Raw genomic sequence first — 23,491 nt, forward strand, 5'->3', positions numbered from 1 at the left:
CCCCCCCGTTTCCCGCCGCAGTGCTGCCCAAGCAGCCCTTCGCACCACCGCCTCACACCATGCAAGACTTTCTGCGCCAACAACTGGAGCGCTACGCCCAGCGCCTTGAAGAACTCAACTTCCTGCTTTCGCGCGAAGACATCATGGGCGACATGAAGCAGTACCGCGCCATCTCGCGCGAGCACGCGGACGTCACCGCCATTGCAGGCCGCTATGCGCGCCACCGCCAGCGCGAGGCCGATCTGGCCGCCGCGCGGGACATGCTCTCCGACCCCGACATGGCCGACATGGCGCAGGAGGAAATCGCCAGTGCCGAGGCCGAGCTGGTCCAGCTGGAGGACGAGCTGCAGCGCCTGCTCCTGCCCAAGGACCCCGATGACGCGCGCAACGCCTACGTCGAAATCCGCGCGGGCACGGGCGGCGACGAATCAGCCCTGTTCGCAGGCGACCTGGCCCGCATGTACACGCGCCACTGCGACGCCGTGGGCTGGAAGGTCGAGATCATGAGCGCCAACGAGAGCGAGCTGGGCGGCTACAAGGAAGTAGTGCTGCGCGTGGAAGGCACGGATGTCTACGGTCGCCTGCGCTTCGAATCCGGCGGCCACCGCGTGCAGCGCGTGCCGGCCACCGAGACCCAGGGCCGCATCCACACCAGCGCCTGCACCGTGGCCGTCATGCCCGAGCCGGACGAAACCCAGGCCATCACGCTCAACCCGGCCGACCTGCGCATCGACACCTTCCGTGCCAGCGGCGCGGGCGGCCAGCACATCAACAAGACCGACTCGGCCGTGCGTGTGGTCCACCTGCCCACGGGCATCGTCGCCGAGTGCCAGGACGGCCGCAGCCAGCACAGCAACAAGGCCAAGGCCCTGCAGGTGTTGCAGGCGCGCCTGCAGGAGAAGGAACGCAGCGAGCGCGAAGCCAAGGAGGCCGCACTGCGCAAGGGCCTGATCGGCAGCGGCGACCGCAGCGACCGCATCCGCACCTACAACTTCCCCCAGGGCCGGCTCACCGACCACCGCATCAACCTCACCATCTACAAGCTGCTGGCCGTGATGGAAGGCGACCTGGGTGACGTGCTCGACGCGCTGCAGGCCGCACGCGAGGCCGAACTGCTGGCCGAGCTGCAGGTCAACAACTGAGACCAGGGCATGGCCAATCCACCCATCGTCAAACAAGCGCTGCAGCAGGCCCAGGCCCTGGGGCTTGCGCGCATCGATGCGCAAATGCTGCTGCTGCATGTGCTCGGGCGCCAGTCTGGCGGCCGCGCCTGGCTGCTGACCCATGACGAGGACATGCTGACCGGCCCCCAGGCCGAGGCCTATGCCGCGCTGTGTGCACGCCGCCTTGGCGGGGAACCCGTTGCCTACCTGCTCGGCCACAAGGAGTTCTACGGGCTCGATCTGGCCGTGGACGCGCGTGTGCTCGACCCACGCCCCGATACCGAGACCCTGGTGGACTGGGCGCTGGAGCTCATGCCCATCCAGACCCAGGCAGGCCCCGCTTGCCGCGTGGTGGACCTGGGCACCGGCAGCGGCGCCATAGCCCTGGCCCTGCAAAGCCAGCGCCCCGGCGCCACGGTCTGGGCCGTGGATGCCAGCGCCGACGCACTGGCCGTTGCCAGCGCCAATGCCACGCGCCTGCAACTGGGCGTGCAGTTCGCGCATGGCAGCTGGCTCCAGCCGCTGGCAGGGCAGGCACCGTTCGACCTCATCGTCAGCAACCCGCCCTATATCCGCGACGACGATCCACACCTGCAGGCCTTGGCGCATGAGCCGCTGTCGGCACTGGCCAGCGGCGCCGATGGCCTGGCCGATATCCGCGCCATCATCGCCCAGGCGCCCGCAATGCTGGCCAGCGGCGGCTGGCTGCTGATGGAGCATGGCTGGGACCAGGCCGATGCCGCGGCCGCCCTGCTGTGCCAGGCCGGCTTTGGCCGCGTGCAGCATCGCCACGACCTGGGCGGCATTGCCCGCTGCACGGGCGGGCAATGGCAAGGGCAGGCCTGAGCTCCGGCCTGGGCGCAGCAATCCCGCATGCTTTCAAAGTCCGCGCCGAGAATGAAATAATCCCATCCATGCCGCCGCGCCTGCGGCGCCCACCACGACCCCGGAGCACCACACAGATGAGCGACACCCAGCAACGCATCGACCAACTGGTCAAGAGCAACAACATCCTGCTGTTCATGAAGGGCAGCGCCAGCTTTCCCATGTGCGGTTTCTCTGGCCGCGCCATCCAGATCCTCAAGGCCTGCGGCGTGGAAACCAAGGACATCTCCACCGTCAACGTGCTGGAAGACCAGGAAATCCGCCAGGGCATCAAGGACTACAGCAACTGGCCCACGATCCCCCAGCTCTACGTGCAGGGCGAGTTCATCGGCGGCTCGGACATCATGATGGAGATGTACGAGTCGGGCGAGCTGCAGCAGCTGCTGGCACCCAAGGCCTGAGCCTTCGCACGCCACGCGCCTTCGGCGCAGCATCGGGCCACCTTCGGGTGGCTTTTTTTCGCTTGTGCCGCGCTGCCGGCGGACTCCCCGGGCATGCCTCAGGGCCAGGGGCATGCGATGTGTGGTCGAATGGTCACATCTTTCACATCCGGAAAAGCGCGCCTGCGCCCGCTTCTCCGCCTTGCCTATGAGTCTGTCCCAAAGTCTGCTGTTGATCGTCGCGCTGATACTGACCAGTGCCTTCTTCTCCGTGGCCGAGATCTCGCTGGCCGCCTCGCGGCGCCTGCGACTGCGGCAGATGATGGAGGACGGCGAACCCCGCGCCGAACTGGTCATGAAGATGCAGGCCCAGCCGGGCGAATATTTCACGGTCACGCAGATTGGGCTGAACGCCGTCGCCATCCTGGGCGGCGTGGTAGGCGAAGGGGCATTGACCCCCTATCTGGCCGAGCTGCTGATGCTCTGGCTGCCCGACAGCCGTGCGCAGACCGTGGGCTTCCTGCTCTCGTTCGCCAGCGTCACCTCCCTGTTCATCCTGTTCGCCGACCTGCTGCCCAAGCGCCTGAGCATGGCCGAGCCCGAGGCCCTGGCCATCCGCGTGCTGCGCCCCATGCTCTGGTGCATGGCCGTGCTCAAGCCCCTGGTCTGGTGCTTCAACCATCTGGCCGACGCCGTTGCCAAGCTCTTCGGCCTGCCCACGGTGCGCGATGACCGCATCACGCACGAAGACATCCTGGCCATGACCGAAGCCGGCGCACGCGCAGGCGTGCTGGCCGCGAAGGAGCAGCAGGTGATCGCCAATCTGTTCGAGCTGGACTCGCGCACCATAGGCTCGGCCATGACGCAGCGCGACCGCATCGCCTACTTCCACCGCGACGACCCCGATGAACTGATCCGGGTCCGCATTGCCGAGGAACCTTTTTCCACCTACCCCGTCTGCGACGGCGACATCGACCATATCGTCGGCTATGTCGATGCCAAGGATCTGTTCCAGCGCGCGCTGAACAACCAGTCCCTGTCGCTCATGGACGATTCGCTGGTCCACAAGGTGCTGGTCGTGCCGGACCGCCTGACGCTGGCCGAGGTGCTGGAGCAGTTCCGCCAGGTGCATGAGGACTTTGCCGTCATCGTCAACGAATACAGCCTGGTGGTCGGCGTGGTCACGCTCAACGACGTGATGAGCACGGTGATGGGCGGCCTGGTCAGCCCCGGCGACGAGGAGCAGATCCTGCGCCGCGACGAGAACTCCTGGCTGATCGATGGCGTCACGCCGGTCGAGGATGTGATGCAGGCCCTGGAGCTCGACGAGTTGCCGCATTCCGAGGACTACGAAACCCTGGGGGGCTTCCTCATGGTCATGCTTCGGCGCATTCCCAGGCGCACGGACACCGTGCAATGGGGAGGCTACCGCTTCGAGGTCATGGACGTGGACAGCTACCGCATCGACCAGGTGCTGGTCACACGCATGTCCGGCAGCAGCCCGGCCGCCCCGCCCAACGCAGGCGACACGGCCGCCGCCGTGGCCAAGGTGTCCAGCATGTCGCCGGACACCTCGTCCTGAAAACACAGCAAGGCAGGCCTGCAGGACTGCCGCCAGGCGCCAGCCTGCGGCCCCTCAGGCCGAGCGCGAGGGCTCGATCTCCCAGCGGCGCTGCGCAGCGAACACCGCATTCGGGTATTGGGGCTGCCCCCGGCTGCCGTTGTAGCGGCCCAGCGCCATGTAGGCATCGCCGTTTTCGCGGTCCAGATAGTGGCGCAGGATGACGCAGCCAAAGCGCAGATTGGTCTGCATGTGGAACAGCTTGCCGATGTCGCCATCGCCGATCAGCCGCATCCAGAACGGCATGATCTGCATGTAGCCGCGCGCGCCCACGCTGGAGATGGCGAACTTGCGGAACGCGCTTTCCACCTGGACCAGGCCCATCACCAGCGAGACTTCCAGTCCGGCGCGCTTGGCCTCGTACCAGACGGTCTGCAGGAACTCCAGCCGTGTTGCAAGTTCGGGCTTGCGTGAACGCAGGCGCTCGCTGCTGGCCGTGAGCCAGCGCAGGTAGTCCATGCGGGCCTCGGTGGAGGCAAAGCGCAGCTCGGGCGGCGCCGATCCCGTGACGGCCGAACTCAGCGCAGTGCGCACCGAATCGGCCAGCGGCTCTTCCAGTTGCCCGCCGGCCCAGGCGGGCGCGGCCACCGCGCCCAGCAACGGTGCAGCACCCAGCGAAGCCGCCAGGCGCAGGCAGTCGCGGCGCGCCACCACGGGGGCCTGGCTCACAGTCCCAGCCTCTGCTTGAGATGGCCCATCACATCGGCGGCGGCCATCTTGGTCGCTTCCGTGTCGCGGCGATGCTGGTACTCGACCTGGCCTTCCTTCAGGCCCCGGTCGGACAGCACCACGCGGTGCGGCACGCCAATCAGTTCCCAGTCGGCAAACATGGCGCCCGGGCGTTCGCCGCGGTCGTCCAGGATCACGTCCACGCCCAGTGCCAGCAGCTCGGCATGCAGCTTCTCGGCGGCTTCCTTCACGGGCTCGCTACGGTCCATGCCGATGGGGCAGACCACCACGGTGAAGGGCGCAATCGCGTCGGGCCAGATGATGCCGCGCTCATCATGGTTCTGCTCGATGGCGGCAGCCGGCAGGCGTGTCACGCCAATGCCGTAGCAACCCATTTCAAACAGCGAGGGCTTGCCGTTCTCGGCCAGGAAGGTGGCGTTCATGGCCTGGGAGTACTTGGTGCCCAGGTAGAACACATGGCCCACTTCAATGCCGCGCTCAATGGCCAGCTCGCCTGCGCCATCCGGGGACTTGTCGCCGGCCACCACATTGCGCAGGTCGGCCACGGCATCAGGCTCGGGCAGGTCACGGCCAAAGTTCACGCCGGTGATGTGGAAGTCGGCCTCGTTCGCTCCGCAGACCCAATCGGCCATCACGGCGACCTCGCGGTCCACGACCAGCTTCACGGGCTTCTTCAGGCCGATGGGGCCCAGGTAGCCGGGCTGGCAACCGAAGTGCTCCTCGATCTCGGCCACGGTGGCAAAGCGGAAGCCCACGTCCAGGCCGGGCACCTTGGCCACCTTGATCTCGTTCATCTCATGGTCGCCGCGCAGCAGCAGCAGCCAGACCTGGCTTCCCGCCACATCGCCCTTGTCGTCGAGCTTGTCGGTGGCCAGCACCAGGGACTTCACCGTCTGCGACAGCGGCAGGCCCAGCTGGGCAGCCACGGACTCGCAGGTGCTGTTGCCCGGCGTCGCCACACGGGTCATGGCCTGGGCTGCAGCGGGACGGGGGCCGGCAGGCGCCAGGGCCTCGGCCTTCTCGATATTGGCGGCGTAGTCGCTGCTGGGGCAGTAGACGATGGCGTCTTCGCCCGTGGAGGCGATGACCTGGAATTCCTCGCTCAGATCACCGCCGATGGCGCCGCTGTCGGCACGCACGGCACGGTACTGCAGGCCGAAGCGATCGAAGATGCGCTTGTAGGCCGCGCGCATGGTCTGGTAGCTGATCTGGGCGGTATCGCGGTCCTTGTCGAAGGAATAGGCGTCCTTCATGATGAACTCGCGGCCACGCATCAGGCCAAAGCGCGGACGGCGCTCGTCGCGGAACTTGGTCTGGATCTGGTAGAAATTCTTGGGCAGCTGCTTGTAGCTCTTGAGCTCCTGGCGCGCAATGTCCGTCACCACCTCTTCGCTGGTGGGCTGGATCACGAAATCACGGCCATGGCGGTCCTTGATGCGCAGCAGCTCGGGGCCCATCTTCTCGAAGCGGCCTGTCTCTTCCCACATCTCGGCAGGCTGGACCACGGGCATGGTCACTTCGACGGCACCGGCACGGTTCATTTCCTCGCGCACGATGGCCTCGACCTTGCGGATCACGCGCAGCCCCATGGGCATGTAGTTATAGATGCCTGCGCCCAGCTTCTTGATCAGGCCGGCCCGCGTCATGAGCTTGTGGCTGACCACTTCGGCGTCGGCCGGAGCTTCCTTGAGGGTGGAGATGAAAAATTGGGAGGCTTTCATGGATCAGGGGCTTCGCGGGAATCGGGGCAGCGTGCTTGCCGCTGGCAAGGCACCGTGCATAATGGACACAATTCAGAAAATTGGGGTTCGATTATGCTTGACCGGGACGGATTTCGCCCGAACGTCGGCATCATCCTGCTCAACCAAAAGAACCAGGTGTTCTGGGGCAAGCGCATCCGCACCCACAGCTGGCAGTTTCCACAGGGCGGCATTGACCGGGGGGAGACACCCGAACAGGCCATGTTCCGGGAGCTGCATGAGGAAGTGGGGTTGATGCCCAACCACGTTCGCGTGGTCGCCCGCACCCGGGACTGGTTGCGCTACGAGGTGCCAGACCGGTACATCCGCCGCGATGCGCGCGGACACTACAAAGGCCAGAAGCAGATCTGGTATTTGCTGCAACTCATGGGTCACGACTGGGATTTGAACCTGCGTGCCACCGACCATCCCGAATTCGACGCCTGGCGCTGGAACGACTACTGGGTGCCACTGGATGTGGTGGTGGAGTTCAAACGCGGCGTCTACGAGATGGCCCTGACCGAGCTGGCACGCTTTCTGCCACGGGGCGAACAGCAGCGCAACCGCTATCTTCGCAGCGGAATGCGCCCCAGGGAAGCCCATGAAACAGGCCCCGATACCTATGGTGCTCCGGGCTTGCATCCGGCGCGCTCGGGCAGCTTTCGCATCAATCCCGGCATGGAGTTGCCGCCTGGCGCCTGTTTCGATCCTGATCCACAGTCAGGACAGCAGCAGATCTTGCACCCTGATCCAGGCAAGGCCTGAAGCCAAAGGCTCCATGCAAAAGCGCACCCGAAGGTGCGCTTTTTCCTTGCCCCGATTGCGCAGGCATCAGTGCCCGGCAATCACCATGTTGTCGCGGTGCACCATCTCAGGGCCTGCCGAATAGCCCAGCAAGCGTTCGATCTCCACCGAGCCTTTGCGGCACAGCAGGCGTGCCTCGGCACTTGCATAGTTGGCCAGACCGCGTGCCACCTCGATTCCCAGCGCATCGCGCACGGCGATCACATCGCCACGGGCGAATTCGCCATCCACATTCACCATGCCGATGGGCAGCAGGCTCTTGCCCTCGTCACGCAGCTTGGCCACGGCACCGGCATCCACGGACACGGAGCCGCGCAACTGCAGATGGTCGGCAATCCACTGCTTGCGCGCCTGGTTCTTGTGGGTCTGCGCCACGAGCAGCGTGCCGATGGACTCGCCTGCAGCCAGACGCACCAGCACATCCTGTTCACGGCCCCAGGCGATGACGGTTGAAGCACCCGACCCCGCCGCACGCTTGGCCGCGAGGATCTTGGTGATCATCCCGCCCTTGCCGATGGACGAGCCCGCGCCGCCCGCCATCTCCTCCAGCGCGGGATCGCCGGCATTTGCCACGTCGATGAAACGCGCATCGGGATTGCTGCGCGGATCGGCGCTGTAAAGGCCTCGCTGATCGGTCAGGATGACCAGGGCATCGGCTTCGATCAGGTTGGCCACCAAAGCACCCAGGGTGTCGTTGTCGCCGAACTTGATCTCGTCGTTGACCACGGTGTCGTTCTCGTTGATCACCGGCACGATGCCCAACTGCAGCAGCGTCAGCAAGGTGTTGCGCGCATTCAGATAGCGCTCGCGGTCCGCAAGATCGGCATGCGTGAGCAGCACCTGGGCACTGCCCATGCCCTGCTCGCGCAGCTTGGACTCGTACATCTGTATCAGCCCCATCTGGCCCACGGCTGCAGCGGCCTGCAGCTCATGGATCTCCTTGGGCCGCGCGGCCCAGCCCAGGCGCTTCATGCCTTCAGCCACCGCGCCGCTGGAGACCATGATCACCTCGCGCCGCTGGCCGCCATGGCTTTCATCGCCTCGAACCAGGGCCGCCAACTGGCGGCTCCACTCCTGGATGGCGGCTTCGTCAAGACCGCGACCTTCATTGGTCACCAGGCTCGAGCCGACCTTGACCACGATGCGATGGGCATCACGCAACAAGTTGGAAGACATGGATGGATAGTGATTCTTGCAGCGCAGGCCCAGGAAGGCCGCGCCGCTGTTGTGATCAAGGCGATGGGAGCGGCAGGCGGCTCTTACTCTGAATCGCGAGGGGCAAAGCGCGGATCTGTGAGATCCACGCCATCACCCTCGACTTCGACGAAGCGCGGATCGATTTCCTTGGGGCCCGACTCGATCTGCTGCTGCGCATGCACATGCTGGTAGATGGTGCGGATCAGCACTTCGCAGCCTTCGCGCGTCAGAGCCGAAATCTCGAAGACCGGCCCCTTCCACTTGAAGCGCTTGACGAAGTCCTTGACGCGTGCCGCGCGCTCCTCGGCCGGCACCATGTCCAGCTTGTTGAGCACCAGCCAGCGCGGCTTGTCGTACAGCTCGGCATCGTATTTCTGCAGCTCGCCCACGATGGCCTTGGCCTGAGCCACGGGGTCCACGCTGTCATCGAACGGCGCCAGATCCACCACATGCAGCAGCAGCCGGGTGCGCTGCAGATGGCGCAGGAACTGGTGACCCAGGCCCGCACCTTCCGAGGCACCTTCGATCAGGCCGGGGATGTCGGCCACCACAAAGCTCTGCTCGGCAGCGACGCGCACCACCCCCAGATTGGGATGCAGCGTGGTGAACGGGTAGTCGGCAATCTTGGGGCGCGCATTGGAGACCGCGGCAATGAAGGTGGACTTGCCCGCGTTGGGCATGCCCAGCAGGCCCACGTCGGCCAGCACCTTGAGCTCCAGCTTGAGATTCTTGCGCTCGCCAGGCCAGCCCGGCGTCTTTTGCCGAGGCGCACGGTTGATGGCGCTCTTGAAGCGCAGGTTGCCGTAGCCGCCATCGCCGCCCTTGGCAATGGTGACCACCTCGCCAGCTGTCAGCAGCTCGTAGAGCACCTCGCCGGTTTCGGCATCGCTGATGATGGTGCCGACCGGCATGCGCAGCGTGATGTCGTTGCCCGCCGCGCCGAACATGTCCGAGCCCTTGCCGTGCTCGCCGCGCGTGGCATCGTGGCGGCGCGAGAAGCGGTAGTCCACCAGCGTGTTGAGGTTGACATCGGCCACCGCGTAGACATGGCCGCCACGGCCACCGTCTCCACCATCGGGACCGCCAAATTCCTTGTATTTTTCGTGCCGGAATGACACGCAGCCATTGCCGCCGTCACCGGCGGAAATGTCGATATAAGCTTCGTCGACGAACTTCATGAGGCATCCAGTTTACAAAAAGCAGTGTGCACCAGACAGCCCCAGGCCACACCTCAGAGACGGAAAAGAGGGCGAAGGCACGATGCACAACCCTCCTGAAACGACAAAGCCCCGACAGGTCGGGGCTTCGAGCGTCGAAGTGACAGGGCTTAGGCAGCCGTCACATTGACCGTGTGCTTGGACAGTGCACCCTTGACAGCAAACGACACGTGGCCGTCCACCAGAGCGTACAGGGTGTGGTCCTTGCCCACGCCGACGTTGTCGCCGGGATGGAACTTGGTGCCACGTTGGCGCACGATGATCGAGCCGGCAGTGATCAGTTCACCACCGAAAGCCTTCACGCCGAGCATTTTGGGCTTGGAATCGCGCCCGTTTCGCGTAGAGCCGCCGCCTTTTTTCTGTGCCATGACTCAGCTCCTGAATTAAGCAGCGATCGCCACGATCTGCAGCTCTGTGAACTGCTGGCGATGGCCTTGGCGCTTCTGATAATGCTTACGACGGCGCATCTTGAAGATGTGCACTTTGTCGTGCTTGCCGTGAGCAACCACGGTTGCCTTGACAGACGCACCGGACACCAGAGGTGTGCCGACCTTGATTTCAGCGCCGTTGCCGACTGCCAGAACCTGATCGATCACAACTTCTTGGCCTACGTCCGCAGCAATCTGTTCTACCTTGATCTTTTCGCCGGCCGCAACGCGATACTGCTTGCCGCCGGTTTTTATGACTGCGTACATTTAAACCTCTTGAATTTGAGAGTTCCGCGAACGAATTTCCACGGAAGCCGGGGATTCTAGCACGCACTCACATTCTTTGCATGAAGCGTTCCCACCCCGCGCCCAAACAACCGCCACGGCGGGCCGCAGGCGGGATCGCCCTTCCTATAATTGCCGATCCACTTGGCGGCCACAGTACCTTGACCACAGCTCTCTCCACCCCCAATCCGCTTGCCCTGATCACTGACGACATGCGCGAGGTGGATCATGTGATCGCCCAGCGCCTGACGACCACCGTCCCGCTGATTGCCCAGATCTCCCAGTACATCATCGCTGCCGGTGGCAAGCGCCTTCGCCCGGCCCTGCTGCTCATGGTCTGCAATGCGCTGGGCTACGAAGGCAGGGACAGGCATGTCCTGGCGGCCGTGGTCGAGCTGATTCATACCGCCACCCTGCTGCACGACGACGTGGTGGACGAGTCCACCCTGCGCCGCGGCCGCCCGACGGCCAACGAGACCTTCGGCAATCCGGCAAGCGTGCTGGTCGGCGACTTCCTGCACTCGCGTTCCTTCCAGATGATGGTGGAAGTGGGCAGCATGCGTGTGCTCAAGATCCTGTCGGACGCCACCAACGTGATCGCCGAGGGCGAGGTTCAGCAGCTGATCAACACGCACGATGCCTCGCTGGATGAAGCCGGATACCTGCACGTCATCCGCTCCAAGACCGCCCAATTGTTCGAGGCCAGCGCCCAGTTGGGCGCCGTGCTGGCAGACGCCCCCCGCGAGATCGAACAGGCCTGCGCCATCTATGGCCAGGCCCTGGGCACCGCCTTCCAGATCATTGACGACGTGCTCGACTACACAGGCGACACCCAGGAAATGGGCAAGAACCTGGGCGACGACCTGCGCGAAGGCAAGTGCACCCTGCCGCTGATTGCCGCCATGCAGCGCGGCACCCCGGAGCAGGCAGCCATCGTGCGCAACGCCATCGAGCAGGGCTCAACCGAGCAGTTGTCTGCCGTGGTGGATATCGTGCGCAGCACAGGCGCGCTGGACGTGGCACGCGAAGCCGCCCATGCCGAAGCACGCCGCGCCATTGACGCAATAAATGTGCTCCCGAGCAATTTGCATACGGCAAGTTTGCTACAATTGGCGTCTCAGCTTTTGGAGCGACGCACCTGAATTCAGGCTGCATTGCTTTGTCTACAAAAGCAACGGGGTGTAGCTTAGCCTGGTAGAGCGCTACGTTCGGGACGTAGAGGCCGGAGGTTCGAATCCTCTCACCCCGACCATATTCTGGTCACTTCATCACCACTTCACTGTTGCGCCAGGTTCAAGAACTGGCTGCGCAACAGTGCGTCTGGCCTTTCAAGGCTTCAGGGATGATAGGATAAATGTCCTTTCCTCTCACACGTCTTGCTACATGGCTGTTGCTGACTCCTCGCTCAAGAATGCCTCCACTGTCGCATCGCTTCCTGGCATCGGGCGAGCCCTGATTTCAGCAGGCAAGGTGTCGCAGCAGGCGGCAGAAGCGGCGGCCAGCAAGGCAGCCGCCAATCGCACCTCGTTCATTGCAGAACTGAGCGTCGCCGGCACCCTCTCGGCCCTGGAAGTGGCGGAGACGGTTTCCACCATGTTCAGCGCGCCGCTGCTCGATCTTGATGCGGTCAACGCCATGCGCCTGCCGCAGGATCTGCTGGACGCCAAGATCATCAGCAGCTATCGCGTCCTCCCGCTGAGCAAGCGCGGCAATCGCCTCACGGTGGCTACCGCCGACCCGACGCAGCAGGAAGCCGCCGAGCAGATCAAGTTCACCACCCAACTGGGCGTGGACTGGATCATCGTCGAGGCCGACAAGCTGGAACGCCTGATAGCTCAGCAGAGCAAAAGCGCCAGCGAAACCATGGAGAGCTACACCGGAGGCGGCGATTTCGAGTTCGGCGACCTCAAGCCTGATGAGGTTGCAGAGGAAAAGGACAACTCGGCCGCAGCAGACGTTGAAGATGCGCCCATCGTCAAGTTCCTGCACAAAATGCTGCTCGACGCCTTCAACATGCGCGCGTCGGACCTGCATTTCGAACCCTACGAGCACCAGTACCGCGTACGCTTTCGCATCGACGGCGAGTTGCGTGAGATTGCATCACCGCCCATTGCCATCAAGGAGAAGCTGGCGTCGCGCATCAAGGTGATCTCGCGCATGGACATCTCGGAAAAGCGTGTCCCGCAGGATGGGCGCATGAAGCTCAAGGTCGGCCCGGACCGGGTCATCGACTTTCGCGTAAGCACACTGCCCACGCTCTTCGGCGAGAAGATCGTGATCCGTATCCTGGACCCGAGCTCGGCCAGGATGGGCATTGACGCCCTGGGCTATGAGCCCGAGGAGAAGGCGCGCCTGCTTGAAGCCATCGGACGCCCCTATGGAATGATTCTGGTCACAGGTCCTACCGGCTCGGGCAAGACAGTGTCGCTGTACACCTGCCTGAACCTGCTGAACAAGGCCGGCGTGAACATCGCCACGGCGGAAGATCCTTCGGAAATCAACCTGCCCGGCGTCAACCAGGTCAATGTGAACGAAAAAGCAGGCCTCACCTTTGCGACTGCGCTCAAGGCCTTTCTGCGCCAGGATCCCGACATCATCATGGTCGGCGAAATCCGCGATCTGGAAACTGCCGACATATCGATCAAGGCTGCGCAGACCGGCCACTTGGTGCTGTCCACGCTGCACACCAACGACGCACCGACCACGTTGACGCGCATGCGCAACATGGGCATTGCCCCCTTCAACATCGCATCGAGCGTGATTCTCATCACCGCCCAGCGACTGGCCCGGCGCCTGTGCCCCCAGTGCAAGGAGCCCGCGGACATTCCGCGGGAGGCGTTGATCGACGCAGGCTACAACGATGCGGACATCGATGGCAGCTGGGTCACCTACAGACCCGTCGGCTGCCCGGCCTGCAACAACGGCTACAAGGGCCGTGTCGGCATCTACCAGGTGATGCCGATCAGCGAGGAAATCCAGCGCATCATCCTGCAGGATGGCAGCGCGCTGGAGATCGCCGCACAGGCCAAGCGTGAAGGCGTACGGTCGCTGCGTGGATCGGGTTTGCACAAGGCCAGACAGGGACTGACCTCGCTCGAAGAAGTGCTGGCAGTCACCAATGAGTAAATAGCGCGGACAGCGCAGACAACAAACGAGGGAGCACGATGGCCACAGCCGCGTCCAAGGGAATCAAGGAATTTGTCTTCGAGTGGGAAGGCAAGGATCGCAACGGCAAGATCGTCCGTGGCGAAACCCGGGCCGGGGGCATCAACCAGGTCCAGGCCATGCTGCGCCGCCAGGGTGTGCTTCCCAGCAAGATCAAGAAGCGCCGTACGCGCGGTGGCAAAAGAATCAAACCCAAGGACATCGCGCTGTTCACGCGCCAGATGGCCACGATGATGAAGGCTGGCGTCCCGCTGCTGCAGGCCTTCGACATCGTCGGGCGCGGCAACACCAACCCCAGTGTGACGCGCCTGCTGGCCGATATCCGCTCCGATGTGGAGACAGGCACCTCGCTGAATGCGGCCTATCGCAAGCACCCCATGTACTTCGACAGCCTCTACTGCAATCTGGTGGAGGCCGGGGAGGCAGCCGGTATCCTGGAGGCCCTGCTCGATCGGCTGGCCACCTATATGGAAAAAACCGAGGCCATCAAGTCCAAGATCAAGTCTGCCTTGATGTATCCGATCTCGGTGATCGTCGTGGCCTTCATCGTCGTGACCATCATCATGATCTTCGTGATTCCCGCCTTCAAGGAAGTATTCAGCTCCTTCGGCGCGGATCTGCCGGCACCGACGCTGTTCGTGATGGGCATCAGCGATATCTTTGTCCAATGGTGGTGGTTGATCTTTGGCGTGATCGGTGGCGGCTTCTACTTCTTCATGCAGGCCTGGAAGCGCAACGAGGGCATGCAGCAATTCATGGACCGCACGCTACTGAAGGTGCCAGTCTTTGGTGTGTTGATCGAAAAGTCCTGCGTTGCACGCTGGACGCGCACGCTGTCGACCATGTTTGCTGCAGGCGTTCCGCTGGTCGAGGCACTGGATTCCGTCGGCGGCGCCTCCGGGAATGCCGTCTACGCCAATGCCACCGAGAAGATCCAGCAGGAAGTCTCCACCGGCACCAGCCTCACGGTGGCCATGACCAATGCCAACGTCTTTCCCTCCATGGTGCTGCAAATGTGCGCCATCGGCGAGGAATCCGGCTCCATCGACCATATGCTTGGCAAGGCGGCCGATTTCTACGAAGAGGAAGTCGATGACATGGTGGCCGGCCTGTCCAGCCTGATGGAGCCCATCATCATCGTTTTCCTGGGCACCCTGATCGGCGGCATCGTGGTTTCGATGTATCTGCCCATCTTCAAGCTGGGCCAGGTGGTTTGATGCTCTTGGATCCCTGGATGCAGGCCGCGCTGGGCGGCCTCCTTGGCCTGATGGTCGGCAGCTTTCTCAACGTGGTGGTGCATAGGCTGCCGCGCATGATGGAACAGCAATGGAACGCGGAATGCGCCCAATGGGCACAGGAGCAATCCGGCGCCGCGCCACCTTCTGCTGCGCCTGACCGGGCCGAGGTGCCCCTGAGTCTCAGCCGCCCTCGCTCGCGCTGCCCGCATTGCGGCCATGCCATCCACTGGTACGAGAACATTCCCGTGCTCAGCTATCTGGCACTGCGCGGCCGGTGCTCGGAATGCAAGGCATCGATCAGCATCCGCTACCCGCTGGTGGAACTGGCCTGCGCCGCGCTATTCGCCTACTGCACGATGCAATGGGGCATCACGCCCACGGGCGCCATCTGGTGCCTGTTCAGCGCCGCCTTGCTGAGCCTGGCATTGATCGACTGGGATACAACGCTGCTTCCCGACGACATCACCTTGCCCTTGCTGTGGGCCGGACTGCTTTCAGCGGCGCTGCACTGGACCGCAGTGCCTCTGGCCGACGCGGTCTGGGGCGCTGCAGCAGGCTATCTCTCGCTGTGGCTGGTCTACTGGGCCTTCAAGCTGGCCACCGGCAAGGAAGGCATGGGCTATGGCGACTTCAAGCTGTTTGCCGCGCTGGGAGCCTGGTTCGGCTGGCAGGCGCTCGTGCCCATCATCCTGATCTCGTCCGTGATTGGCGCCATCGTGGGCATTGCGCTGAAGATCAACAGCCGCCTGCGCGAAGGTGGCTACGTTCCCTTTGGCCCCTTTCTTGCGGGCGCCGGCTTTGCCGCCATGGTGTTCGGACCCCAGCAGATGCTGCAATCCCTGTTGGCGGCCATCGGTCTTTGATCCGACACTGCGGCATGGAATCCAGCAACGCCCCGCCACCACGTCCGCACCCGCGCCCTTTCCGACTGGGCCTGACCGGCGGCATCGGCAGCGGCAAGAGCACCGTGGCCGCCCAGCTTGCCTTGCGCGGAGCAAGCATCATCGACGCCGATCACATCTCGCGCAGCCTCACCGCCCCGTCAGGTGCCGCATTGCCCGAGATTGCGCGCAGCTTCGGGCCTGAACTGATCGATGCGAACGGTGCTCTGGACCGTGCGCGCATGCGCGAACTGGTCTTCCAGCAGCCTGCCGCACGCCAGCAGTTGGAAGCCATCATCCACCCCCTGGTGGCTCGGCAAACCGCCATTGAAGTCCAGCAGGCCACCGACGACGGATGCGCGCTCATCGTGCATGACATCCCGCTGCTCGTGGAGTCCGGCCGCTGGCCTGCCCTGCTCGATGCCGTGCTGGTTGTGGACTGCCGGACGGAAACACAGATCGCACGCGTCATGGCCCGCAACGGATTGCCCCGCGATGCCGTGCAAGCCATCATCACCGCCCAGGCCACCCGCGCGGCACGGCTGGCGGCGGCCGACTGGGTGATCTACAACGACGAGGCCATGACGATAGAGGCTTTGCGCGCATGCACCGATCGAATCTCTGCATGGTTCGGGCTATGATGCACGCCATGGCTTGGCCTGTGCGTGTAATTCAGCATGTGCACGACGTAGACAGCTGATTCCTGTGCACCCCGAGGAGCCCAGCAAGCGTGATCCTGTACGAATATCCTTTCAATGAGCGCCTGAGGACCTACCTCAGGCTGGAGCAGCTGTATCGCCGCCTGGGCGAGCTGCTGTCGCGCGCTCATTCCATCGATCACCATTTCGCGCTGGTCACCATCTTCGAGATCATGGACGTGGCAGCACGCACCGACCTGAAGACGGACGTGCTCAAGGACCTCGAACGCCACAAAAGCCTGCTCGACAGCCTGCGCGGCAACCCCGATATCGCCGAGCACATGCTCGACCAGGTGTCCCGCCATGTGGAGCAGTGCTTTGCCCAGCTCAATGCCCAGAACGGAAAGGCCGGCCAGTCCCTGACCGACAACGAATGGCTGATGGCCGTGCGCAGCCGCATCGGCATCCCTGGCGGCACCTGCGGTTTCGATTTGCCGGCCTATCACGCCTGGCAGTTCCATGACCCCCAGGTGCGCCTGCGTGATCTGGAGGACTGGGCCAGCACACTGACCCCGCTGGGTCAGTCGCTGCAGCTGCTGCTCAAGCTGCTGCGCGAAACCGGTGTGCCGCAATGGGTGGCCGCAGAAAAAGGCGTGTTCCAGCAGGCCATGCCACCCGGTCGCAGCTTTCAGCTGCTGCGCCTTCGCATAGACCCGGCGCTGAATCTTGTTCCGGAAATCAGCGGCAACCGCCTGCTGGTTTCGGTGCGCCTGCTTCGCCCCGAAAGCGGCGCCAAACCCCAGCCTTGCAGCGAAGATGCCTCGTTCGAGGTCACGCTTTGCAGCTGATGGAAAAGACTGCCGGCATGTCCACGAAAGCCACATCCTCTGCCGATGCATCATCCGCAGGGCCCACGGTGCGCTGCCCGACCTGCAGCGGCCCCAGCCTGTTCGCGCCGGCCAACCGCTTTCGGCCCTTTTGCAGCGAGCGCTGCTACCAGATCGACCTGGGAGCCTGGGCCAACGAGGAATTCCGCGTGCCGGCGCCCATGCCTCCCGAGGATTCGCCCTTCGGCGATCCTCGCACCGAACCCTGATCAGGCCTGTTCAGGCTTTCGGCTGGCCTGCCTCGTAGAAGCCGGCATCAAAAGGCAGCCCGCGTTCCTCGCTGAGCCATTGCAGCACCGGATAGGCGCCAGGCAGCACCGGCTGCACCTGCAGCGGAAGTTGCTGCCAGGCCATCTGCTGGCCTTCGCGCATCTCGAACTCCCCGCTCCAGCGCGTGATCTTGCACCAGTGCAGGCGCACCAGGGCATGCGGATAGTCATGCTCGGTCACCTTCCAGACGGGGGCGGCCGCAATCTCGACGCCCAGCTCTTCCTGAAGCTCGCGACGCAACGCCTGCTCCACGGTCTCGCCGGATTCGATCTTCCCACCAGGGAACTCCCAATAGCCGGCATAGGGCTTGCCAGGCGGCCGACTGGTGATCAGCAGCGCGCCATCGGACTCGCGCAGGAGCACGCCAACGGCGACTTCGGTGTGCTTGCGCTGGGCCGGCGCTTGAGACGGCGGTTGAGACTGGGCAGCATCGGCGCCGGTGTTCAGGGAGATTTCTTTTTCAGTCACTTGATCTTTCGCAAAAAACCGCCCGGCCCCAAGGCCAGGCAGCAGGCTTGTCAGAGTTCGGCCTCTTCGGCCAGCCCCTGGACATCGGCGATGCCGGTCTGGCGCTGGTTCGGGCGCTCGGCGCGGCCCGCATAGTCACGGGCGAACTGATGGGCCACACGGCCGCTGCGCGAGCCACGCTCCAGCGCCCAGACCAGGGCCTCAGGACGCGCGGCCTCGATCGTGGCCTGGTCCAGTCCCAGGGCCTCCAGCCATTGCGCCACCACGCGCAGGTACTCGTCCTGGCTGAAGGGATAGAAGCTCACCCACAGGCCGAAGCGCTCGGACAGCGAGATCTTTTCCTCAATCACCTCGCCGGGATGCAGCTCGCCATCCTCGCCACGCTGGTAGGTCAGATTCTCGGACTGGTACTCCGGCAGCAGATGGCGGCGATTGCTGGTCGCATAGACCAGCACGTTCGGGCTGGCGGCGCTGACCGATCCATCCAGAATGGACTTCAGTGCCTTGTAGCCGGGCTCGCCTTCCTCAAAGCTCAGATCGTCGCAGTAGATGATGAACTTCTCGGGCCGGCCGGCCACCACATCGACGATGTCGGGCAGGTCGGTCAGATCGGCCTTGTCCACCTCGATCAGGCGCAGGCCCTGCGAAGCAAAGGCATGCAGGCAGGCACGGATCAGCGAGGATTTGCCCGTGCCGCGCGCGCCGGTGAGCAGCACGTTGTTGGCCGTGCGGCCGGTCACGAACTGCTCGGTGTTGCGCGCGATCTTGTCCTTTTGCACATCGATATTCTGCAGGTCGGACAGTTGCATGGCGCCGACGTGGCGCACGGGCTCCAGCAGGCCGCAGCCGTTGGCGCGCTTGCGATAGCGCCAGGCGATCGCGGTATTCCAGTCCGCGGGGGATTGCAGCGGCTGGGGCAGGATGGCCTCGATGCGCTGCATCAGCTGCTCGGCGCGCTGCACGAGTTGCAGCAAGGGGGCGGCGACGGCTTCTGTGGGCAATGTCATGGATGTCTCTCGAATACGGATCTCACGGCCACCGACGCTGGATATGCCCGGGAATCGAGATGGATCTCATGCCAACGCCAGAGCTTTTGCGCGCCGGCCGCCCTTGAAAGCTGGCAGCAGCCAGGCACAAGGCCTGCGGCTGCCGGCGGCACGGTGGGTGGAGAGTCAGGAGCGGTAGTCGGCGTTGATGCTCACGTAGTCGTGGCTCAGATCGCAGGTCCACACGGTCTGCTCGGCCTCCCCTCGGCCCAGTAGCACGCGCACGATGATCTCCTGCTGCTTCATCACGCGCTGGCCGTCTTCCTCCTGATAGGCAGGGTTGCGGCCGCCATTGACTGCGACATGCACTTCGTTCAGGTACAGGTCGATCTTGGTCTGGTCCAGGTCGTCGATGCTAGCATAGCCAACCGCCGCGAGGATGCGGCCCAGGTTCGGGTCGCTGGCAAAGAACGCCGTCTTGACCAGGGGCGAATGCGCGATGGAGTAGGCCACCAGGCGGCACTCGGCCTCGGTCTTGCCTCCTTCCACCTTGATGGTGATGAACTTGGTGGCGCCTTCGCCATCGCGCACGATGGCCTGGGCCAGCAGGCGCGACACATCCAGCAATGCAGCCTTCAGGGCCTGGCCTTCGGCGCTGGTCAGCGAAGTGATCTGCGCATTGCCGGCCTTGTGCGTGGCCACCAGCACGAAGGAGTCGTTGGTCGATGTGTCGCCATCGATGGTCACGCGGTTGAACGAGCCGTCGGCCAGTTCCTTGACCAGGGGCTGCAGCAGCTCGGGAGCGATGGCCGCATCGGTGGCCAGAAAGCCCAGCATGGTCGCCATGTTGGGGCGGATCATGCCCGCGCCCTTGCTGATGCCGGTGATGCTCACACGCTTGCCGCCAATGTCCACGGCCCGGCTGAAGGCCTTGGGCAGGGTGTCGGTGGTCATGATGCCCTCGGCAGCCGTGCCCCAGTTGTCTGCCTTGGCTGCGGCAATGGCGGCCGGCAGGCCGGCTGCAATGCGGTCCACAGGCAGCTCTTCCATGATGACGCCAGTGGAGAACGGCAGGATCTGCTCGGGCTTGAGCTGCAGCAGCGTTGCCAGATCTGCGCAGGTACGGCGCGCACGTGCCAGGCCGTCGGCGCCAGTGCCTGCATTGGCATTGCCTGTGTTGATGACCATGGCACGGATGGCACCCGCTGTCTGAACCAGATGCTCGCGGCTGACCTGCACGGGCGCCGCGCAGAAACGGTTCTGCGTGAACACGCCAGCCACCGAAGCGCCCTCGTCGAGCAGGAACACGGACAGGTCCTTGCGGTTGGCCTTGCGCACACCGGCTTCGGTGACGCCGATGCGAACGCCGTCGATCGCCAACAGGTCGGCGTGCACGGGAGCGGAGAGATTCACAGGCATTGAGGGGCTTCCTACAGTGAAAGAAAAACGCGCTCCATTATCGGAACAAACCAGGGCCGTGCGTATTTCAGAGCATCACAAACACACCCCAATGCAAACACGGGCCGAAGCCCGTGTTGTCTATTGAAGCTTGCTGCGTGCAGTGAACCCCAAAAAAGCATGCCCCAGCTCAGGGACACCAAGGAAGGGCCTGGGCCGGCCGCGCCGCCCCGCACCGAGGGTGTCGCCGGTTGCCCGGACGCCCCCCTCCCGCGAAGCGAGAGAGGGCGCCGTGCACACGGGGGAAGGCGCGAAGCGACTCAGGGGGAGCTTTAGGAAAGCTTGCCGTGGCACTGCTTGTACTTCTTGCCGCTGCCGCAGGGGCAGGGATCATTGCGGCCCACGCGAGCGCCTTCGGGCAGCTCCAGCGGCTCGTCTTCGACGGAGCCGCCGATGTCGCCATCCGACGGAGCGCCATAGGTCATGTGCTCCAGGCTGTGGGCGCTGCGCTGCTCCAGGGCCTCGGTGGCCTGCTCCACCTGTTCGCGCGACTGCACCTGCACGGTCATCAGCACGCGCGTGACTTCGGTCTTGACCTGGTCGATGAGCTGGCGGAACAGCTCGAAGGCCTCGCGCTTGTATTCCTGCTTGGGCTGCTTTTGCGCATAGCCGCGCAGGTGGATGCCCTGGCGCAGATAGTCGAGTGCAGACAGGTGGTCACGCCAGTTGGTGTCGAAGCTTTGCAGCAGGACGGCGCGCTGGAACTGCGTGAAGTTCTCGCGGCCGATCAGCTCGACCTTGGCATCGAACACTTCACGGGCGGCCTGCAGCACCTTTTCGAGGATTTCCTCGTCGGTGATGGCGTGCGCGGACTGCACCTGCGACTGCAGCGGCAGCTGGATGCGCCATTCGCTTTCCAGCGCCTTTTCCAGGCCGGCCAGATCCCACTGCTCTTCCATGGACTCGGCGGGAACGTACTGGCGCACCAGATCGGACACCACGTCGTCGCGCATCACCGTGATCATCTCGTGCAGGTCCGAGGCGTCGAGGATCTCGTTGCGCTGCTGGTAGATCACCTTGCGCTGGTCGTTGGACACGTCGTCGTATTCGAGCAGCTGCTTGCGGATGTCGAAGTTGCGGGCCTCGACCTTGCGCTGCGCACCTTCGATGGAGCGGGTCACGATGCCGGCTTCGATGGCTTCGCCATCGGGCATCTTCAGGCGGTCCATGATGGCGCGCACGCGGTCGCCCGCGAAGATGCGCATCAGCGCATCGTCCAGGCTCAGGTAGAAACGCGAGGAGCCGGGGTCGCCCTGGCGGCCCGAACGGCCACGCAGCTGGTTGTCGATACGGCGCGATTCATGGCGCTCGGTGGCGATGATGCGCAGGCCACCCAGGGCCGAGACCTTGTCGTGCTCGATCTTCCAGTCGGCGCGCATTTGTTCGATGCGCTGCTGGCGTTCGGCTTCGGACAGGGATTCATCGGCCTCGACAGCAGCCACCTGCTTTTCGATGTTGCCACCCAGCACGATGTCGGTGCCGCGGCCGGCCATGTTGGTGGCGATGGTGATCATGCCGGGACGACCGGCCTGGGCCACGATGTCGGCCTCGCGCTCGTGCTGCTTGGCGTTGAGCACCTGGTGGGGCAGGTTTTCCTTGTTGAGCAGCTCGTCGATGATTTCGGAGTTCTCGATCGATGTCGTGCCCACCAGCACGGGCTGGCCGCGCTCATGGCATTCACGGATGTCGCGGATCGCCGCCTCGTACTTCTCGCGCGTGGTCTTGTAGACACGGTCGAGCTGGTCGTCGCGCTTGCTGGGACGGTTGGGCGGAATCACCATGGTCTCGAGGCCATAGATTTCCTGGAATTCGTAGGCCTCGGTATCGGCCGTGCCTGTCATGCCAGCCAGCTTGCCGTAGAGACGGAAGTAGTTCTGGAAGGTGATCGAGGCCATGGTCTGGTTCTCGGCCTGGATGGTCACGCCTTCCTTGGCCTCGACCGCCTGGTGCAGGCCATCGCTCCAGCGCCGGCCTGCCATCAGGCGGCCCGTGAACTCGTCGACGATGACGATCTCGCCGTTCTGCACCACATAGTGCTGGTCACGGTGGTAGAGGTTGTTGGCGCGCAGCGCCGCGTAGAGATGGTGGACCAGGGTGATGTTGGCCGGGTCGTACAGCGAGGCGCCCTCGGCAATCATGCCGGCATGGCCCAGCAGGCGCTCTGCGGCCTCGTAGCCCTGGTCGGTCAGGAACACCTGGTGGCTCTTCTCGTCCACGGTGAAGTCGCCGGGCTTGGTCACGCCTTCGCCGGTGCGCGGGTCGGCCTCGCCTTCCTGGCGCACCAGGTTGGGAACGATCTTGTTCATGGCCACGTACATGGCCGTGTGGTCTTCGGCCTGGCCGCTGATGATCAGCGGCGTGCGGGCCTCATCGATCAGGATGGAGTCCACCTCGTCGACGATGGCGTAGTTGAGCACGCGCTGAACGCGGTCGCCCGACTCGTAGACCATGTTGTCGCGCAGGTAGTCGAAGCCGTATTCGTTGTTGGTGCCGTAGGTGATGTCGCTGTTGTAGGCGGCCTGCTTTTCCTCGCGCGGCATGTTGGGCAGGTTGATGCCCACCGACAGTCCGAGGAAGTTGTACAGCTTGGCCATCCAGGTCGCATCGCGATTGGCCAGATAGTCGTTCACGGTCACCACGTGCACGCCGTTGCCCGACAGTGCGTTCAGGTAGACCGGCAGCGTGGCGGTCAGCGTCTTGCCTTCGCCGGTGCGCATTTCGGCGATCTTGCCGTAGTGCAGTGCCATGCCGCCCAGCAGCTGGACGTCGAAGTGGCGCATCTTCATGACGCGCTTGGAGCCCTCGCGCACAACGGCGAAGGCCTCGGGCAGCAGGTCGTCCAGCGACTCGCCCTTGGCCACACGTTCCTTGAACTCCTGCGTCTTTGCACGCAGAGCCTCGTCGCTGAGCTTCTCGTAGTCGGGCTCCATCGCATTGATGCGAACGACCGTCTTGCGGTATTGCTTGAGAAGCCGATCGTTTCGGCTGCCGAATAGTTTGGTGAGGAAGTTGGTGGCCATGCGAAAAAGACACACCGCCGCCCGCTGAAGCGGACTGCGGTGTGCCTGGAATCCCTAGATTGTTGGATTTC

General features: G+C 64.0%; 22 protein-coding genes and 1 tRNA gene. 13 read left to right on the forward strand and 10 right to left on the reverse strand.

The genetic code is table 11. The features are described from left to right. Positions 1 to 59: 59 nt before the first annotated feature. From prfA to A9976_RS13110, 4 genes are all read left to right on the forward strand, one after another. Positions 60 to 1,142, forward strand: a complete 1,083-nt coding sequence (gene prfA, locus A9976_RS13095) for a peptide chain release factor 1 (protein WP_183019371.1) — start codon at positions 60 to 62, stop codon at positions 1,140 to 1,142. A gap of 9 nt (positions 1,143 to 1,151) precedes the next feature. Continuing rightward, positions 1,152 to 2,009, forward strand: a complete 858-nt coding sequence (gene prmC / locus A9976_RS13100; protein ID WP_183019372.1) for a peptide chain release factor N(5)-glutamine methyltransferase — start codon at positions 1,152 to 1,154, stop codon at positions 2,007 to 2,009. Between the two features lie 116 nt (positions 2,010 to 2,125). After that, positions 2,126 to 2,449, forward strand: a complete 324-nt coding sequence (gene grxD / locus A9976_RS13105) for a Grx4 family monothiol glutaredoxin (protein WP_012207276.1) — start codon at positions 2,126 to 2,128, stop codon at positions 2,447 to 2,449. A gap of 187 nt (positions 2,450 to 2,636) precedes the next feature. Continuing rightward, a complete protein-coding gene (locus A9976_RS13110; protein ID WP_034396907.1) occupies positions 2,637 to 4,010 on the forward strand; it encodes a hemolysin family protein in 1,374 nt (457 codons plus the stop codon). A gap of 54 nt (positions 4,011 to 4,064) precedes the next feature. Here the strand turns inward: A9976_RS13110 and A9976_RS13115 are convergent, their stop codons facing one another. Beyond that, positions 4,065 to 4,718, reverse strand: a complete 654-nt coding sequence (locus A9976_RS13115; protein WP_183019373.1) for a lytic transglycosylase domain-containing protein — start codon at positions 4,716 to 4,718, stop codon at positions 4,065 to 4,067. Then, positions 4,715 to 6,460: a proline--tRNA ligase gene (locus A9976_RS13120; protein ID WP_183019374.1), complete on the reverse strand. Its 1,746-nt coding sequence runs from the start codon at positions 6,458 to 6,460 to the stop codon at positions 4,715 to 4,717. The genes A9976_RS13115 and A9976_RS13120 overlap by 4 nt, the downstream gene beginning before the upstream one ends. 93 nt (positions 6,461 to 6,553) lie before the next feature. On the opposite strand from A9976_RS13120, the gene A9976_RS13125 reads away from it, so the two are divergent. After that, a complete protein-coding gene (locus A9976_RS13125; protein WP_183019375.1) occupies positions 6,554 to 7,243 on the forward strand; it encodes an RNA pyrophosphohydrolase in 690 nt (229 codons plus the stop codon). Between the two features lie 66 nt (positions 7,244 to 7,309). Here the strand turns inward: A9976_RS13125 and proB are convergent, their stop codons facing one another. From proB to rplU, 4 genes are all read right to left on the reverse strand, one after another. After that, on the reverse strand, positions 7,310 to 8,458 hold the full coding sequence (gene proB / locus A9976_RS13130; RefSeq protein ID WP_183019376.1) for a glutamate 5-kinase: 1,149 nt from the start codon (positions 8,456 to 8,458) through the stop codon (positions 7,310 to 7,312). Between the two features lie 83 nt (positions 8,459 to 8,541). Next, entirely contained in the window at positions 8,542 to 9,657 is a 1,116-nt protein-coding gene (gene cgtA / locus A9976_RS13135) for an Obg family GTPase CgtA (protein WP_183019377.1), read from the reverse strand. A gap of 149 nt (positions 9,658 to 9,806) precedes the next feature. Then, on the reverse strand, positions 9,807 to 10,064 hold the full coding sequence (rpmA, locus tag A9976_RS13140) for a 50S ribosomal protein L27 (protein ID WP_012207283.1): 258 nt from the start codon (positions 10,062 to 10,064) through the stop codon (positions 9,807 to 9,809). 15 nt (positions 10,065 to 10,079) lie between these two features. Continuing rightward, the gene (gene rplU / locus A9976_RS13145) at positions 10,080 to 10,391 is read right to left on the reverse strand and encodes a 50S ribosomal protein L21 (protein WP_012207284.1); all 312 of its coding nucleotides are present in this window, start codon (positions 10,389 to 10,391) and stop codon (positions 10,080 to 10,082) included. 230 nt (positions 10,392 to 10,621) lie between these two features. Between rplU and A9976_RS13150 the strand changes: the two genes are divergently transcribed. The 8 genes from A9976_RS13150 (at position 10,622) to A9976_RS13185 (ending at position 17,427) form a co-directional block, all read left to right on the forward strand. Beyond that, the gene (locus tag A9976_RS13150) at positions 10,622 to 11,551 is read left to right on the forward strand and encodes a polyprenyl synthetase family protein (RefSeq protein ID WP_034396917.1); all 930 of its coding nucleotides are present in this window, start codon (positions 10,622 to 10,624) and stop codon (positions 11,549 to 11,551) included. Positions 11,552 to 11,584: 33 nt separating this feature from the next. Beyond that, positions 11,585 to 11,661, forward strand: a tRNA-Pro gene (locus A9976_RS13155). A 131-nt stretch (positions 11,662 to 11,792) separates the two neighbouring features. Continuing rightward, positions 11,793 to 13,535 (forward strand): type IV-A pilus assembly ATPase PilB, encoded by a 1,743-nt coding sequence (gene pilB / locus A9976_RS13160; protein WP_183019688.1) that lies wholly within the window; start codon positions 11,793 to 11,795, stop codon positions 13,533 to 13,535. A 38-nt stretch (positions 13,536 to 13,573) separates the two neighbouring features. Further along, positions 13,574 to 14,791, forward strand: coding sequence for a type II secretion system F family protein (locus A9976_RS13165; RefSeq protein ID WP_183019378.1), 1,218 nt, complete (start codon positions 13,574 to 13,576; stop codon positions 14,789 to 14,791). Then, positions 14,791 to 15,675 carry an A24 family peptidase gene (locus A9976_RS13170; protein ID WP_183019379.1) on the forward strand — a complete coding sequence of 295 codons (885 nt, stop codon included), beginning with the start codon at positions 14,791 to 14,793 and terminating at the stop codon, positions 15,673 to 15,675. Before A9976_RS13165 ends, A9976_RS13170 begins: the two co-directional genes overlap by 1 nt. A gap of 14 nt (positions 15,676 to 15,689) precedes the next feature. Beyond that, complete coding sequence (coaE, locus tag A9976_RS13175; RefSeq protein WP_183019380.1) at positions 15,690 to 16,334, forward strand: dephospho-CoA kinase; 645 nt, start codon at positions 15,690 to 15,692, stop codon at positions 16,332 to 16,334. An 89-nt stretch (positions 16,335 to 16,423) separates the two neighbouring features. Then, the gene (zapD, locus tag A9976_RS13180) at positions 16,424 to 17,179 is read left to right on the forward strand and encodes a cell division protein ZapD (protein ID WP_183019381.1); all 756 of its coding nucleotides are present in this window, start codon (positions 16,424 to 16,426) and stop codon (positions 17,177 to 17,179) included. A 17-nt stretch (positions 17,180 to 17,196) separates the two neighbouring features. Continuing rightward, complete coding sequence (locus A9976_RS13185) at positions 17,197 to 17,427, forward strand: DNA gyrase inhibitor YacG (RefSeq protein ID WP_259649202.1); 231 nt, start codon at positions 17,197 to 17,199, stop codon at positions 17,425 to 17,427. 10 nt (positions 17,428 to 17,437) lie between these two features. On the opposite strand, the gene A9976_RS13190 is transcribed toward A9976_RS13185, so the two are convergent. The 4 genes from A9976_RS13190 to secA form a co-directional block, all read right to left on the reverse strand. Then, a complete protein-coding gene (locus tag A9976_RS13190; protein WP_183019382.1) occupies positions 17,438 to 17,956 on the reverse strand; it encodes a (deoxy)nucleoside triphosphate pyrophosphohydrolase in 519 nt (172 codons plus the stop codon). 50 nt (positions 17,957 to 18,006) lie between these two features. Next, positions 18,007 to 18,963 (reverse strand): ATP-binding protein, encoded by a 957-nt coding sequence (locus A9976_RS13195; protein ID WP_012207293.1) that lies wholly within the window; start codon positions 18,961 to 18,963, stop codon positions 18,007 to 18,009. Positions 18,964 to 19,128: 165 nt separating this feature from the next. Beyond that, positions 19,129 to 20,361, reverse strand: a complete 1,233-nt coding sequence (argJ, locus tag A9976_RS13200) for a bifunctional glutamate N-acetyltransferase/amino-acid acetyltransferase ArgJ (RefSeq protein WP_183019383.1) — start codon at positions 20,359 to 20,361, stop codon at positions 19,129 to 19,131. A gap of 311 nt (positions 20,362 to 20,672) precedes the next feature. After that, on the reverse strand, positions 20,673 to 23,420 hold the full coding sequence (gene secA, locus A9976_RS13205; protein ID WP_183019384.1) for a preprotein translocase subunit SecA: 2,748 nt from the start codon (positions 23,418 to 23,420) through the stop codon (positions 20,673 to 20,675). Positions 23,421 to 23,491: the final 71 nt, after the last annotated feature.

Source organism: Delftia sp. UME58, from assembly GCF_014170385.1.
In the GTDB taxonomy this organism is placed as follows: domain Bacteria; phylum Pseudomonadota; class Gammaproteobacteria; order Burkholderiales; family Burkholderiaceae_C; genus Comamonas; species Comamonas acidovorans.